Source organism: Arthrobacter sp. M4 (assembly GCF_020251205.1).
In the GTDB taxonomy this organism is placed as follows: domain Bacteria; phylum Actinomycetota; class Actinomycetes; order Actinomycetales; family Micrococcaceae; genus Arthrobacter.
The window spans coordinates 550184-564304 of sequence record NZ_JAIWYX010000001.1 but is presented as its reverse complement, the minus strand read 5'-3'; the positions used below and the strand labels follow the sequence as shown (position 1 = coordinate 564304).

The 14121-nt window shown below is 63.2% G+C and carries 15 protein-coding genes; 4 read left to right on the top strand and 11 right to left on the bottom strand.

Annotated elements, in window-relative coordinates:
• The first annotated feature begins 100 nt into the window (after nt 1–100).
• The 3 genes from LD110_RS02580 (at nt 101) to LD110_RS02570 (ending at nt 2720) form a co-directional block, all read left to right on the top strand.
• Nucleotides 101–820 (top strand): DUF2306 domain-containing protein, encoded by a 720-nt coding sequence (locus LD110_RS02580; RefSeq protein WP_225496124.1) that lies wholly within the window; start codon nt 101–103, stop codon nt 818–820.
• Between the two features lie 413 nt (nt 821–1233).
• Nucleotides 1234–1815, top strand: a complete 582-nt coding sequence (locus LD110_RS02575) for a carboxymuconolactone decarboxylase family protein (RefSeq protein ID WP_225496123.1) — start codon at nt 1234–1236, stop codon at nt 1813–1815.
• Between the two features lie 5 nt (nt 1816–1820).
• Nucleotides 1821–2720 carry an RNA polymerase sigma-70 factor gene (locus LD110_RS02570; RefSeq protein WP_225496122.1) on the top strand — a complete coding sequence of 300 codons (900 nt, stop codon included), beginning with the start codon at nt 1821–1823 and terminating at the stop codon, nt 2718–2720.
• 207 nt (nt 2721–2927) lie between these two features.
• Here the strand turns inward: LD110_RS02570 and LD110_RS02565 are convergent, their stop codons facing one another.
• The 4 genes from LD110_RS02565 to LD110_RS02550 all read right to left on the bottom strand — a co-directional run bounded on the left by LD110_RS02565 (nt 2928) and on the right by LD110_RS02550 (nt 5899).
• Complete coding sequence (locus LD110_RS02565) at nt 2928–3533, bottom strand: dihydrofolate reductase family protein (protein WP_225496121.1); 606 nt, start codon at nt 3531–3533, stop codon at nt 2928–2930.
• Nucleotides 3534–3636: 103 nt separating this feature from the next.
• Nucleotides 3637–4197 carry a hypothetical protein gene (locus LD110_RS02560; protein WP_225496120.1) on the bottom strand — a complete coding sequence of 187 codons (561 nt, stop codon included), beginning with the start codon at nt 4195–4197 and terminating at the stop codon, nt 3637–3639.
• A gap of 173 nt (nt 4198–4370) precedes the next feature.
• On the bottom strand, nt 4371–5558 hold the full coding sequence (locus LD110_RS02555) for an RNA polymerase sigma factor (protein WP_225496119.1): 1188 nt from the start codon (nt 5556–5558) through the stop codon (nt 4371–4373).
• Nucleotides 5552–5899: a YciI family protein gene (locus tag LD110_RS02550; protein ID WP_225496118.1), complete on the bottom strand. Its 348-nt coding sequence runs from the start codon at nt 5897–5899 to the stop codon at nt 5552–5554. Before LD110_RS02550 ends, LD110_RS02555 begins: the two co-directional genes overlap by 7 nt.
• Nucleotides 5900–6358: 459 nt before the next feature.
• Between LD110_RS02550 and LD110_RS02545 the strand changes: the two genes are divergently transcribed.
• A complete protein-coding gene (locus LD110_RS02545) occupies nt 6359–6640 on the top strand; it encodes a DUF6457 domain-containing protein (RefSeq protein WP_225496116.1) in 282 nt (93 codons plus the stop codon).
• Nucleotides 6641–6862: 222 nt separating this feature from the next.
• Here the strand turns inward: LD110_RS02545 and LD110_RS02540 are convergent, their stop codons facing one another.
• From LD110_RS02540 to LD110_RS02510, 7 genes are all read right to left on the bottom strand, one after another.
• A complete protein-coding gene (locus LD110_RS02540; RefSeq protein ID WP_225496114.1) occupies nt 6863–7507 on the bottom strand; it encodes a GntR family transcriptional regulator in 645 nt (214 codons plus the stop codon).
• Between the two features lie 282 nt (nt 7508–7789).
• Complete coding sequence (gene solA / locus LD110_RS02535; protein ID WP_225496113.1) at nt 7790–8956, bottom strand: N-methyl-L-tryptophan oxidase; 1167 nt, start codon at nt 8954–8956, stop codon at nt 7790–7792.
• A gap of 266 nt (nt 8957–9222) precedes the next feature.
• Complete coding sequence (locus tag LD110_RS02530; protein WP_225496112.1) at nt 9223–10629, bottom strand: FAD-binding oxidoreductase; 1407 nt, start codon at nt 10627–10629, stop codon at nt 9223–9225.
• A gap of 105 nt (nt 10630–10734) precedes the next feature.
• Nucleotides 10735–11469 (bottom strand): SDR family NAD(P)-dependent oxidoreductase, encoded by a 735-nt coding sequence (locus LD110_RS02525; RefSeq protein WP_225496111.1) that lies wholly within the window; start codon nt 11467–11469, stop codon nt 10735–10737.
• A gap of 71 nt (nt 11470–11540) precedes the next feature.
• Nucleotides 11541–12644 (bottom strand): alanine racemase, encoded by a 1104-nt coding sequence (locus LD110_RS02520; RefSeq protein WP_225496110.1) that lies wholly within the window; start codon nt 12642–12644, stop codon nt 11541–11543.
• A 121-nt stretch (nt 12645–12765) separates the two neighbouring features.
• Nucleotides 12766–13251: a RidA family protein gene (locus tag LD110_RS02515; RefSeq protein WP_225496109.1), complete on the bottom strand. Its 486-nt coding sequence runs from the start codon at nt 13249–13251 to the stop codon at nt 12766–12768.
• Between the two features lie 43 nt (nt 13252–13294).
• Nucleotides 13295–13981 carry a haloacid dehalogenase type II gene (locus tag LD110_RS02510; RefSeq protein WP_225496108.1) on the bottom strand — a complete coding sequence of 229 codons (687 nt, stop codon included), beginning with the start codon at nt 13979–13981 and terminating at the stop codon, nt 13295–13297.
• Nucleotides 13982–14121 lie beyond the last annotated feature (140 nt).

The window sequence follows — 14121 nt, the reverse complement described above, 5'->3', positions numbered from 1 at the left end:
CCCGCCCATGGACTCTCCACCTGTTGACAAGTGTACAACGTACACCTAGGCTCTCACTCAGTAGGTGTACGCCGTACACCAGCGACTCTAGGGGCACGCCATGACATCAGAAACCGCCAGCTCAGTCCCCACCCGCCGCAAGCACCGCCGCGCGCAGTGGTCCGTGCCCGCCGTGATCTTCCTTTGCCTCATCCCGGTGATTGCCGGGGCGGCGCGCCTGGCTGAACTAACGGGCGGCGCGGCCGTGACGGCCCAGAACGAGCGGTTCTTCGCGTCGCCCGTCCCGGTGGTGACGCACATTGTCAGTGTCACTGTTTATAGCCTGCTCGGTGCCTTTCAGTTCGTCCCTGAACTTCGGCGGGGCAGACGTCGGTGGCACCGGATCTCCGGACGAATCCTGGTGCCGGCCGGCCTGCTTGCCGCCTTCTCCGGCTTGTGGATGTCAGTGTTCTACGCCCTTCCGCCGAGCGACGGCGAAGCTCTCCTGATTCTGCGGCTCATCTTCGGCTCGGCCATGGCCGCCAGCATCATCCTGGGATTCCTGGCGATTCTCCGCCGGGATTTCGCCAGGCACGGCGCATGGATGACCCGCGCCTACGCAATCGGCTTGGGCGCAGGAACCCAGGCCCTGGTGATCCTGTCCTGGATCCTTGTTCTTGGCCAGACGGACCAGACAACCCGCGCCGTCCTCATGGGTTCCTCCTGGGTGGTCAACCTTGCAGTTGCCGAGTACGTCATCCAGCGGCGATCGAGGATGCCCGCCCCATGGTCCAGCGCTCAAGGCCGGTCCCTTGAGCCCTCCACAGGATCTCCACGGTAGGGACTGAGGCGCACCCGCTGGCCGAGGGGGCACGGACTCTTCAGCTGCCAGCCCCATACACGGTGGTGCGCTCGCCCGGAGGCCTCGTCTTCCACGACGCCGCCGCCTGGGGCCTGGAATCGCTTTCTAGGCGCCCATCCAACCGGGATTGACGGAACTGCTTCGCGCCCTCGGTCGAGAGACGGCCGGGGGCTTGAAGGCTGAGTGGGAGGCCAACAACCGAGAGAACGGGGTGACCCTGCACCGCGCCTACATGGGCTGACAGGCTGGAAACCGGGCGGGTCAGCTCGACGAAAGCCGGTCCACATAGGGAAACAAGGCGTTTCCCAAACAGTTTCACGGCCTCCTGTCACAGATCGGGCGCGGGCGGTGTCTTCATGTCATACGACACCGAACTGACCGCAGGAGGAGACATGACCACCAGGATCCCGGCCGCAGAAATCACCGGTTTCTACGGCGCACTCATCAAGAAGTTCAGCGCGAAGATGTTCGGCAAAGTCCCGGAATCGCTGGGCGTCATGTGGCACAACCAGTCCGTTCTCAGGGCATCCATGGGCTTCGGACAGAAGCTGCAGAGATGGAACAGCTGCGATGAGTCGCTGAAGTCCTACGCTCACATGGCCGTGGCCTCCTTCATCGGCTGCACTTGGTGCCTGGACTACAACTACTTCATGGCGCACAACCACGGCCTGGACCTGGAGAAGGCCCGGCAGATCCCGTGCTGGCGCGACTCAGACGTCTTCACACCGCTCGAGCAGGACGTCCTGGAGTACGCCGAGGCCATGAGCGCCACGCCCGTCTCGGTGACCGACGGACTGTCGGCCCGGCTGCTCGAGCAATTGGGCGCGCCGGCGCTAATCGAACTGACCAGCGTCATCGGCTTCGCCAACCTCACGACCCGCAGCAACGTGGCCCTTGGCATCGAATCCGAGGGATTCGCGGATTCCTGTGAGCTGAAGCCGCTCGCAGCGCGCAGCAGCCACGGGGTAGCCTGAGCGCCATGAGCAGCCTCGCCGCCACTGACAGGCCGGACCCGTTCGTCGCCCACCGCAGCCTGCTCTTCACGGTCGCCTACGAGATGCTCGGCTCCGCCTCGGATGCCGAGGACGTGGTGCAGGAGGCCTGGCTGCGGTGGGCTGAAGTGGACCCCGACGTCCGCGCGGGGGTTCGCGACCCGCGGGCCTACCTGGTTCGTACCGTCACCCGCCAGGCGCTCAACCGCCTCCGCGCGCTGTCACGACGGCGGGAGGATTACGTCGGCGAATGGCTGCCCGAGCCCCTGCTCACCGTGCCGGATGTCGCCCAGGACGTGGAACTGGCTGAAAGCGTCTCGATCGCCATGCTCACGGTTCTCGAATCGCTCACCCCCGTGGAGCGGGCGGTCTTCGTACTGCGGGAGGTTTTCGACGTGCCCTACGAGGAGATTGCCGAGGCCGTGGGCAAGTCGGCGGCCGCCGTGCGCCAGATCGTCAGCCGTGCGCGCTCTCATGTGGCCGCCCGGCGCCCCCGCATGCGGGTGGACCGCAGTGAGCAGCAGGAAGTCGTCGAACGGTTCCTGACAGCGGTCACCACCGGGGATGTGCAGGGCTTGATGGACGTGCTGGCGCCTGACGTCGTACTCATCGCCGACGGCGGCGGCGTCGCCCAGGCCGTTCGGGTGCCGGTGTACGGCGCGAAGAAGGTGACGAATCTGCTGCGGTCCTTCCCAGAGGCCGCGCTCAACCCGAAAATCGCTCTGCTCTGGCTCAACGGCAGCCTTGGCATCCGCATCGACGACGAAGCAGGCGGTCCGTCGCTCATCAGCCTGGTGGTGGAGGACGGCAAGATCGCACGGATCTTCGCCATGCGGAACCCGGACAAGCTCGGCCACTTGGAAGAGGAGACCCGGCTGGCGCGTTAGCCGCTCAGACGCTCCATAGCGATCTCGGCGCCAGTCGGCGTGGCCTCGTATGGCTAAAGTGGGATCTACTGCTCCGCGTGCGGGACTTCTGGGACGAGGTGACGCCTCCTAAGTGGTGCGCGGGAGAGGCTTCTTGGGGTCCTGCCAAAACAGGGCCCCTGACTTAGCCTGGTCCTGCCGCGCAGGAGGCCGGCAGCGCGTACGGAGTTAGCTGACGCGGCGATAGCGGATGTGGGTGGCCAGCGGTGAGTGAAGCACCTCGGCCGGTTCGAAGCCGAAGGATTCAACGCCGTCGAAGATGCGCTCGCCCGAACCGAGCAGTACCGGTGCGATGTCGAGGGTGAGCTCGTCGATCACACCGGCGATCAATGCCTGTCGGACGGTCGAGGCCCCACCGGCGATGTCCACGCCTTTGTCCCCGGCGGCCTGGCACGCTGCGGAGTAGGCCGCATCGAAGCCATCGGTGACGAAGTGGAAGGTCGTCCCGCCCTCCATCTGGATCGGGTCATGTCCATGATGGGTCAGCACGAACACCGGCGCGTGGTACGGCGGTTCGGGGCCCCACCACCCGGTCCATTCCTCATCCCAGTCCCCGCGGATCGGGCCGAACATATTCCGACCCATCACATACGCGCCCCGCGGGCGCATGAGCCAGTCGTTCGCGACCTTGTCGGCATCGTTAGCTCGCGGATCGCCGATGTGCCAGCCGTGCAGCTCCAGCCCCCGCTTGCCCAGCGGGTCCTCGCGGCTCTGGTCCGGCCCGGCGACGAAGCCGTCCAGCGAGATCGACATATGGCAGGTGGTGTCCGGCACTGCGAATCTCCTGAGTGATTGCGACCTGAATACGGCCGCGTGAGAATTCTGGCGATCATAGCACGGGATTGCATCCTCGCCGACGAGTTTCCGGGTCTACGCCTCAACCGGTCACACGCACTCCTCCCACTGCCCCTGTCCACGGCGTATCGCCCGGGCCGGGCAGCAACAGATGTGCGAAAACGTACCCTTCCTGAAGTGCAATGACCTGCGAAGTGGCCCCGGTGCAATCAAGGGCGAGCTCCAGGGGCCGGAAGGGGGCACCTGGATGCTCCTGCCCTACGGAGACTGTCGCACTTGTTGCGCCAATGCAGGCTGCGGTGACGGTGTAGTGCCCCGTTGCCGGCACCTTCTCTGTCGTGCCGAAGCCCCTGACAGGGCCGTCCAGTGGGCCAACTTCCTGTAAAAGGACCGGGCCCGGCGTTGCCTTCAGGAGATTGTCCAACTGTTTGTAGTTCCTGGCCTCCTGCTCAAGTATGTGCGGATCGCCGTAGGGCTTGGGAAACCCTGCTGTTTGGCCAGCGGCGGCTGGGGTTTCCACGGGTTCGGAGCCAGTTGTTGGCGCGCGCACAGGCTCGGGGTATTCATAGACGCACCCCGCCGTTCCGGTCAGAGGGATCAGCAAGTACAAGGCAAGCCGGATCACGCGCCATTTGTCCTTCATTGCCACGTTTCCATAGTGGGCAAGGCTGCATCCCAAACACAACCACCTGCTGGGATGACACGTCAGGGCAGCTGCGCCATCCTGTCAGTGCCCGGCGGCCCGGACCATCGACAGCCCCCAGACCAAGCATCTTTGTCCTGCGCCAGACATCGATCGCATGGGCTGGTCCATGGTCAACTTGAGCGAGTGGCGGCTGTCAGCTCCGTTAGCCGACGTTCCAGGAAGCGCAGTTCGGCGGCGTCGTCGGTGAGTTCCCTCGCACGTCGGTAGGCGTCACGTGCTTCGTTGGTCCGCCCGAGACGCCGGAGGAGTTCGGCCTTGGTCGAGTGAAGGTAGCGGAAGTCGTCGAGACCGAGTTGGTTGACGAGGTACAGACCGGCTTCGGGGCCTTCGGTCTCGGCGATGGCGATGGCCCGGTTTAGCTCCACGACGGGCAAGCCTGTCAGACGGGCGAGCTCGCCGTACAGCGCCGCGATCTGCGCCCAGTCGCAAGGCGTCTCGGCGTGCAACGAGGCGATGGCGGCCTGCAGGACATAGGGCCCGCGGCCGCCGAGGGCTAGTGCTCGGTCCAGTTCGACGCGTCCCTTGGCGATCTGCTCGGTGTTCCAACGTGACCGGTCCTGATCGCCGAGCAGCACGAGTTCGCTGTCGCGGAATCGCGCCTCGCGACGGGAGTCGTGAAGGAACATCATCGCGAGCAGCCCGTGAACCTCCGGGTCGTCCGGAAGCAGTTCGGCGAGTGCGCGTCCCAGCCAAATTGCTTCGGACGCGAGTTCGTCGCGTCCGCTGTACCCCTCGTTGAAGATCAGGTACACGACGGCCAGAACGGCATCGAGTCGGTCGCGGAGCAGGTGACGCGGTGGCACTCGAAACGGGATCCCCGCTGCTTTGATCTTGCGTTTGGCCCGCACCAGCCGCTGCGCCATCGTGCGCTCCGGTACGAGGAAGGCGCGGGCAATCTCGTCGGTGGTAAGCCCGCCGATGCTGCGCAGGGTGAGCGCAACCTGGGCCTCAACCGAGAGTGCCGGATGACAGCAGGTGAAGATGAGCTCCAGGCGCTCGTCGGGAAACGTCGTGGTGTTCATCGGCACCTCGGCATTGTTGCCTGCGGCGAGCAGGTCTGACTTGGCGGCGAGGGCCTGCTCGCGGCGAATACGGTCCGTGGCTTTGTTCCGGGCCGTTGTTATTAGCCAGGCCCGCGGGTTGTTGGGGATGCCGTCGTGTGTCCATCGGTCCGCCGCGATCGCAAAGGCCTCCTGCGCGGCTTCCTCGGCGAGGTCGAAGTCGCCGAGGAAGCCGATCAGGGTGGCCAGGACGCGGCTCCACTCCTCGCGAAAGACCTGTTCGAGCGACGCTACCAATACACCTCCGAGGGGCGGATCTCGACGGCGCCACCGTAACGTGCTGCAGGGACGCGGGCGGCCACTTCTATGGCCGCGTCGATGTCGTCGGCCTCCAGGATGAACCAGCCACCGAGGGCCTCCTTCATCCCGACGAACGGGCCGTCCGTGGTCAGGGTCTTGCCGCCGTCGACCCGCACCGTGGTCGCGTTCTGGGGGAGTCCCATCGGCAGCCCGGGCGTGACGCCCGGTGTCTGGTTGATTCCCTGGTAGTCGGCGGAGATCTGTTTCTGCTCCTCCTCCCCGAGCGCAGCCTGTTGCTCGAGCGCGGTGCCTTGGTAGATCAGCATGATGTACTTCATCGCTACCTCCTCGTCATGACCGAACCTGTCCTAGTTAGACGAACGGCGGGCCGCGAAATCGACAGGTCGACACCGGAAACTTTAGCGTTTTGCATGCCAAACGGGTATTGGCTTGTTGCTCACGATGGACTCCGTGCACCGTGGTGCTGCCGATCCCGCGTTTTCGCTTAACTCGTCCGCCACGAGTTCATAGCCTAGTGCCCATCACGGTAGAGGCCGGAAATGTCTGTAACGGGTGAGCGGTCAAGGGTAGCCGGAGGTCCATCAGGAACTGACGCGGAGCGCCCTTGCCCCGAGCCGGCACTTAGTTCATACGCGCTCGTGGTGGGTCAATGAGGCCCACTGCGATGCGGAGGACAACGTCCCTTCGCATCCTGACATGTCGGATTTTGACCTGTATGGTCTTGGAATCCGCCATGTAGCACACCAAAAGGCGGCCTCAGAAAAGGGAGCCCTATCATGCCGACCAGTGACGCGGAATTCCAAGCATTGGAGAAGTGGAGCCGTGATCTCGCCCAAGCGTTGCAGATCCCCGATTTAAACATCGATCACGAGATGCTCCTGGAGCTCGCCCGTAGGTCAGCGGACTCGATTACCCATGCTGCTGCACCGGTCACAGCCTTTTTAGTCGGCTATGCTGCCGGCTCGCGGGGACCAGAAAGCCCCGACTCCATCTCCGCCGCTGCACGTGTAGCTATTGATCTTTGCGATAGCATCGGCCAACTCGAACCAGGGCAGTGACGGGGAGGCTATCCGGCTTCCTGACGTTTTAGCCAGTTTCCCATGGGCCAGGTTATAGCCCAGTGCCCCTGTCGGCATGCTTTTCGGTCACTGGACTGACGGCGACATTAACGGAGTCCCCGCTGGGCTGAGGGCCCGGAGAGGCCGTGGGGGAGCGCTACAAGGCCTTCACGAATTTTCTTGTCATGACAGGAACTCTTCGGGGAGCTACGGCACTCAGCGTTAGGCTTGCAGGGCCGTTTGGAAATGGGTGGCCAATTCCCGCCGGAACCTGTCGATGTCGCCCTCCAAAGCAAGCTCGGCCAGCCTCTGGTGCTCAACGGCAATGGCATGGAGATCGCTGTAAGTGCGATGGTCGACTGCGAGGTATAGCCGCAGCTTTGTCTCCCAGCTATTCCAAAGATTCTGTAGCACGCTGTTCCCTGAGAAGTCATAGAACAGCCTGTGAAAGCGCAAGTGCGCGTCGATGCTCGCCGGAATGTCATTCTTCTCTGTGGCCTGGTGGAGTTCCTCGATGGTTTGCATCAACAGCGGCCGCTCAGGTCCACACAACGCTTCAGCAGAGAGCTCAGCCGCATAAGGTTCGACAAGCAGGCGGACTGATGCAATCTCGGCGACCTCCCGGGCGCTTACCTTCACGACGAACGACCCACGGAAGGGGATCTTGACGATCAAGCCTTCCTCCTCCAGCCGGGTCATTGCCTCACGCAGCGGAGACCGGCTAATTCCGAGGTCTGTGGCGATGTGTACCTCCCGAAGCTGTCCACCTGGAGGCAGAGTGCCGTCGAGGATGGCTGTGCGCAGAACAGCGTAGACGCCATCTGGCGTCGTCGTACGCTGCGCCTGCCACTTGAACGTGGGTTCCATCCCGTCCCTTCTTTGTCGATTGTCGATTGTTCAGGCCCAGTCGATTGGGCCTGAATTTCCCGGTCAGTTTTGAGTTGTGGGTTCATGGAACCCTTCTGGTGCAATTATCCTTTCGTTGCGGGCATTAACAGCCCTCATTTCAGCGAACGCATACTACATATTCGTCAAACAGCAATTGCGGGTTATTGATTTCGAGAAACTCTTCGATACCAACCTTGCCGCCTTCGCGTCCCAGACCAGATCGCTTGGCACCAGCGAAGTGTGTCGTGATTTGCCGCGGCTTCACTTCTCCTGCCGTGTGCTGTCGATGGTCACTAGCGAGGTAAAGCGTTGTGGTCGCACGAAATTGAGGCCTTCGAAGGCGCGCCTACCCAAGGCCTCTTGAGCAGCAATCTCCCCATACCCGGTGGCATTCTTGAATCCGCCTCCGGAGAAGCCTGTGGCGCAGTAAACCCTCCTTGACTCGCTGAGCCAGCCCAACAACGGATTGGTGTCCTTGGTGAAGAGGTCGGGGAAGGCGTCGGTGCGGACGATGTTTGGGATGAGTCCGGGGAAGAATTCGGTGACGGTTTCTGTGGTTTCGTTGATTTCTGCGGGGGTGAGGTCGCGGGGGACTGTGTCGGGGTTGGGCGTGGGGCGTCCGCGGCCGTCCAGGGTTGCTTTGACGGTGACGCCGTCGACGGCGGGGGCGCCGTACATGGAGCGGTCGTCATAGATTCGGCTGAAGACGGGGAATTTCTCGGGTGAGAACTCTGAGGCGTCCTTGGCGACGAACCAGGTCAGGAAGATCCGTTTGGTTTCGGTGGCGGCTTTGAGGTGGTCGGGCATGAGCCTGTTGGACCAGCCGCCGGAGGCGATGATGGCGTTGTCGAAGGTCCAGGACTTGTCGCCGGAAGTGACAATCACGCCGTCGTTCGTCTCCCGGACGCTGTCCACGCGGGTGTTCCTGCGGACGGTGGCTCCGTTCGCTTCGGCGGCCGCGATGGCGGCGGTGACGGCGCGGTCGGTGCGCAGGGCTCCGGCGTTCGGGTCGTAGATGGCGATGTCGTGGGGCCGGAGGTTGTGCTGGGGGTAGCGTGCGGCCAGTTCCTCGTGGTTGAGGATCTGGTGTTCGGCTCCGGTGAGCCGGGTGGTTTCCAGGATGCTGCGGATGTAGGGGCCGTCTGCGGTACCGATGGAGAGGCCGCCGCAGCGCGTCAGGATGTTTTGGCCGGTTTCGGCTTCGAGTTCTGCCCAGAGGCTGCGGGAGCGTTCGAGGATGGGGTAGTAGCCGGGGTTGCCGCGGTAGATCATGCGGAAGAGGCGGGTGTCCCCGCCCACAGCGCTGCGGCCGTGGGCGGGGGTGGCGGCCTCAAAACCTACCACGGAGTCGGACAGGCGGGAGGCTTGCCACAGGGCCATGCTTCCGATGCTGCCCAGGCCGATGACTGCGAGTTTTCCGTCTGTCATTTCAGAGCACTTTCTCGAGGAAAGCCTGGGTACGGGGCTCTGCGCTGCCACAGGCACTCACTCCCATTACGACGGCGAGCCCTGCCGTTGGGGTCTGAAGTTTGTTGATGGTTTTCATGATGCTTCCCTTCGAATGGGCTTCGATGCAGTTGATCCGTCCGACAACTGACGGGCTGTTTCGTTACTGATCGGAGTCGATGTATTGGTGTTCAGCTCGGGCGAGCTGTGTAGTACTAGTCGATCCTGATGGCCCCGTGGAGCCCCCACTATTCGTGAAGTCCAGCGAGCCTGCTACCGAACCTGGCCAGGAGTGAGGTCTTGGTGGAGTCCCTGCGCTCTTCCCACTGGTCAGCAACTCCGAATAGCCGGTACATGCCGTGAACGCCTAGCCAGCGGATGGGCTCGGGTTCCCACTTCGGTGCGCGGTACCCCACCCAGGGAAGTGACGTTCGTTGCGTCTTCCGTTCGAAGGCCAGTTCCGCCAGGGTCCTGCCGCCTAGGTAAGCCGCGGTAACGCCGTGTCCTGCGTAACCGGTCGAAGACCCGAATCCGGACGCTTGGTCCCATTGCACGCCGCCGTTCCAGTCACGCGTAACGCCCAGAACTCCGGACCAGGCATGGTCCACTTCGAAGTTGGTGTCCGGGAAGAAGGTGCGAAGCTTGGTGGAAAGGAGGTCAATGGTGGACTGGGCAGTGGCACCGGCGCCCCCCGTCCCGGAGCCGTAACGGTAGGGCTTGCCCCGGCCACCGATGGCGATGCGGCCGTCCGCTGTTCGCTGTGCATAGATGAAGGTGTGCGCGGAGTCGCTTAGGCACTGCGGCCCCTTCCAGCCAATCTGCTGCCACGCCTCGTCCGACAGCGGCTTGGTCACGATCATCGAAGAATTGATCGGTATCAGGCTCCTGCTGCCAAGCAGTTGTCCGGAATAACCCTCGGTGCAGACGAACGTCTTGGCCGCAGTCATCCGTCCGCTGTCTAGAGTGAGGGTCTTGCCGTCGATGCTGCCTACCCGGCTGCCCTCGTAGATGCTCACTCCCATGGAAGTGAGGGTGTCAGCGAGACCGTGGACGAGTTTGGCCGGTTGCAGCCGGGCGCAGTGCTTGTAGACGAGGCCGCCGTGGACGGTGGAGATGTTGATTTCCTTCTGGAACTCATCACGGCCTATCAGATAGACATCGTCTTCGCTCAACCCGTACTTCCAGTCGGCATCACGCCTGGCAACCAGCCGGCCAAGCCCCGCCTTCGTGTGCGCAGCCACCAGCGCGCCGCTCTTCTTCTGATCCGCATCAATGCCTTCGGCCTGAAGAATGTCCAGGACAGCGTCGACGCCGGCGACAAACTCCTGCTGCAAGGCGCGGCTCGCCTCAACGCCGCCTTCGGATGCGCGGGCAAACTTGGCACGGTTACCTGCAGGCATCGCAGAAAGCCAACCGCCGTTCCGGCCGGATGCGCCGTAGCCAATCTGTTCTGCTTCAAAAACCGCGACCGAGAGTGAGGGCTCGAGCTTCTTTGCGAAGTACGCTGCCCATAGTCCCGTGTAACCGCCGCCAATAATGGCCAGGTCTACTGAGTCGTCGCCGGTGAAGCGGGGGTACGAGGTCCTCTTGTCCGCGAGTCCGACCATCCAGAAACCGAGCTCTCCGTTTCGGGGTGCTGCTGCAAGGGCTGTCATTGTTGTCCTTCTTTGTGTGGGAACCGTTGAGCTAATAGGACGGCGGGGCCTCGTCTAGAGAGCCATGGCCAGGCTTACCGGCCGCCTCCGCAACATCGGTGATGCTTAGAACGCTGTGTATCCACCGTCGACGGGAAGGACCGCTCCGGTGATGTACGAGGATTCCGACGACGCCATGAAGAGAATGGCGTCTGCGACCTCTTTGGGTGTTGCGAGGCGCTGGAGCGGGATCTGTCCCTCGCGCTGGCGGCGGTAGGCCTCGGGGTCTTCCCTGCGCTGGAAGGAAGCTTCGATGATCGGGGTGGCGGTCAGGCCCGGAGCGACGACGTTCACGCGGATGTTCCGCTCAGCCCACTCGATCGCTGCACCCTTGGCAAGCATGATGAGGCCACCTTTAGCTGCGGAGTACAAGACTTCATCGGGCTTGCCGACCATTCCGAGCCGTGAACTGACTAAGACGAACGAGCCTCCCGCGGCGGGCATCAACGGGGCGAAGTGCTTCATTACGAGGAACGCGCTGAGCAGGTTGCTGTGGATTACGTTCTTAGCGTCTTCGTAGGCCATTTCAGTAAGCGGGCCGCTGACCTGCAGGCCGTGGTTAAGGACGACGACGTCGACGGTGCCGAAGGATTCGGCGGCCTGGCGGGCGAGGCTTTCGACGAACGCCTCGTCGTTGAGGTCTCCGGGAACGTACAGGTCGTCAGGCTGCGCGCCGTCGAATTGCTCCTTGCGGCCGGTGAGCAGTAGTCGAGCGCCTTCGCGCCGGAAGTGGGAACTTACTTCCCTTCCGATTCCGCTGTTGGCGCCCGTCACTAGGGCCGTGACTTTATCAAGTCTCATATCAGATATTCCTTCATGGGGTACCTTGCTTGGTTTGTGTGCTTCGCTGGGAGATTCCCGATCCGGACCGATCAGTTGAGGAATCCGCGGGCGTCCACCGGCCACCGCTCCAGGGACGTACCTGTGCTGTCGGTGACGATGTACTCCTCGAAATTGACCACAATCGGGCAGACGTGGTTGGGAACCACCGGAAGCACGGTTCCGACACTCGGGCGGAAGCCCTCGGGCAGCGGAAGGAATCCGTGGTACTCGTTGAGCTTTGAGAGGAGGGCGGTTGTCCCGGAGATGCCACCATAGCCGCGCTCAGGGCTGCCTTCGCGGCCGAGGACCTTGGTGCCTACGTCGAGGATGACCTGGTGGGGGACCCAGTCGCTGACCACGGTGCCGGCAACGAACAAGGCGATCTGATCTTCGGTGCAGGCGCCGAGCCGGGTGTTGTTCAGGTCGTTGAACACGTATTCGCCGGGCCGGACTTCGGTGATCACGTTGTTAGTTGCGAACTTTACGGTGGGTGTGGAACCGGCGCTGACCACTTCCGCGGTGATGCCCACGGCAGAGAGGCTGCGAACCGCGATAGCGAGCGCGGTTTCCTGGTCCTGCGCCGCGCCCGTGCGGGCGTCAGGCCCGGAGCTGCCATGGCCCGGGTAGGTGAAGACACCCACCGGTGCCAAGCCGCGCTTGCGGGCAGCGACCGCGAGCTCGCCCGCGGCCTCGGCAGGTGCACCGGAACGCAAGGCACCACAGTCAACCTCGATCACCACTTCCAGCCGGTCAGGTTCTTCTCCCATCGCGTCCGCGAGGGCATTGATCGCTGCGAGGTTGTCGACGCCGACCCGCAGCCGGATGTTCTCGGCCAGCCTGCGGATCCGCGGCCCCTTCGTTCCAGCCACCCAAATCGGGTAGGCGATGAAGATGTCGTCGAACCCCGCCGCGGCGAAGACCTCGGCTTCACCCACATTGCCTGCAGTGATTCCGACCGCCCCGGCCTTAACCTGGCGCCGTCCGATCTCCACACACTTGTGCGTCTTGACATGTGGCCTGACATCGAGACCATGCTGGGCGGCGAAGCCCTGCATGCGGTCGATGTTGTCCTGCATCACGTCGACCAGCACGATCGGCGCCGGGGTGTCAACTCGCTCGACGAGAGCCTCGAGTGCTCGTTGAATGCGGTTCACGCTGTACTCCTCATGATTCTGTCTATGAAAGTTCGAGGGTGGCGATGCTGACCTCCTCGAATGCTGCTGTTCGGGATCCGCCTCAGCGGATCCCGAACAACACCGCCGTCGTTGCCTTTTCCTAAACGGCCGTGCAGACCATCTGGATCTCTACAGGGGTGTTGAGAGGTAGCCCGGCGACTCCGATCGCGGTACGGGCGTGCCGTCCGTTCTCGCCCAAGACCTCGATGAGCAGTTCACTGGCCGCGTTGGCCACCTGAGACTGCAGACCGAAGTCGGGCGGGCTGGCCACGAAGACGAGCATCTGCACGATCCGGACCCGGTCCAGGTCTCCCACCGCCTGAACAGCAGCGGCGAGGCAATTCAGCGCTGCATGGCGGGCGAGCTCCTTGGCCCTCTCAAGCTCCACGTCCCGGCCGACGATGCCCTGGCCCAGCAGCACACCTTCTTTGAAAGGCAGCTGGCCCGAAATGTAGATGCTCTCGCCCGCCGCGCGGTGGTGGACGAAGTATGCGTTCCCGTCGAGATGGGGCAGTTCCAAGCCGAGGGCTTGGAGCCTTTCTGTGGCCGTTTCACCCCGCACGGTCTGGGGGAGAGGCAGGTTCATGCCGTCACCGCCTTGCTTCGGATCATCGTCTCAGCTGCTCAGTTCAGGCGGTAGGACGCGGCAAGCCGAAGAGGACGGGGAGGTCGGCGATGTCGGTGATGCGCTCGTAGCCGAGCCAATGCTCGTCGTGCTCGAAACCGCGGTCGACGTACACCTTCTTCTCGATCCCCATGATGGCCGCGGAGCGGTGGTCGTACATGGGGCTGGCGGAGACATGCACGATCTCGTCCGGCGTAACCCCGAGCTTGTCGAACATGTACTCGAACGCAGCAAGGCGCGGCTTGTAGCAGCCCATCTGCTCGGCCGTGATGATGACCTCGAACGGGGCCTTGAGGTTCGCCGCAAGTTGCTCGGCGACCGCGGTGTCGCTGTTGGTGATGATGACCAGCGGGACGGACTCCGCGAGGCGGTTCAGCGCCGCCGTGACGCCGGGGTAGGGGCCCCATGTGGGGATCCGGTCGTAGACCTCGCGCGCCTCGTCGGCTCGGAACTCGAGGCCGACCTTGCGCGAGGCGCGCTCCATGGAGTCGGCGACGATCTGGTGGAACGGCTTATACGCGCCCACGCACTCGTCGATCCGGTACGCCTTGCAGATCCGCAGGTACTCATCGGCGATCTCGGCAGGCAGCCGGTCGCCCAGAACCTCACGCATCGTGTCGTTGATCGCGAATCTGATGAGCGTTCCGTTCATGTCGAACGTAACGAACTTTGGTTTGGTTTCGAATGCCACGAGTCCTCCAGTGTTGTTTGAAGCAGATGAGTGGTTGTCGATTGTCGACGACCTTTTCGCCGTCGTCGATTGTCGACAATACGCTTCGGGTTGTTGATTGTCAACAACTTTGTGTGCCGCCAAGGGCGTTCTGGTTCGAG

Excerpts from the sequence above, each read along its gene's own strand:
- LD110_RS02545 (WP_225496116.1), top strand. The coding sequence starts at position 6,359 with ATGCCGACCAGTGACGCGGAATTCCAAGCATTGGAGAAGTGGAGCCGT.
- solA (WP_225496113.1), bottom strand. The coding sequence starts at position 8,956 with ATGACAGACGGAAAACTCGCAGTCATCGGCCTGGGCAGCATCGGAAGC.
- LD110_RS02515 (WP_225496109.1), bottom strand. The coding sequence starts at position 13,251 with ATGAACCTGCCTCTCCCCCAGACCGTGCGGGGTGAAACGGCCACAGAA.
- LD110_RS02550 (WP_225496118.1), bottom strand. The coding sequence starts at position 5,899 with ATGAAGTACATCATGCTGATCTACCAAGGCACCGCGCTCGAGCAACAG.
- LD110_RS02530 (WP_225496112.1), bottom strand. The coding sequence starts at position 10,629 with ATGACAGCCCTTGCAGCAGCACCCCGAAACGGAGAGCTCGGTTTCTGG.
- LD110_RS02560 (WP_225496120.1), bottom strand. The coding sequence starts at position 4,197 with ATGAAGGACAAATGGCGCGTGATCCGGCTTGCCTTGTACTTGCTGATC.
- LD110_RS02525 (WP_225496111.1), bottom strand. The coding sequence starts at position 11,469 with ATGAGACTTGATAAAGTCACGGCCCTAGTGACGGGCGCCAACAGCGGA.
- LD110_RS02580 (WP_225496124.1), top strand. The coding sequence starts at position 101 with ATGACATCAGAAACCGCCAGCTCAGTCCCCACCCGCCGCAAGCACCGC.
- LD110_RS02570 (WP_225496122.1), top strand. The coding sequence starts at position 1,821 with ATGAGCAGCCTCGCCGCCACTGACAGGCCGGACCCGTTCGTCGCCCAC.
- LD110_RS02575 (WP_225496123.1), top strand. The coding sequence starts at position 1,234 with ATGACCACCAGGATCCCGGCCGCAGAAATCACCGGTTTCTACGGCGCA.
- LD110_RS02540 (WP_225496114.1), bottom strand. The coding sequence starts at position 7,507 with ATGGAACCCACGTTCAAGTGGCAGGCGCAGCGTACGACGACGCCAGAT.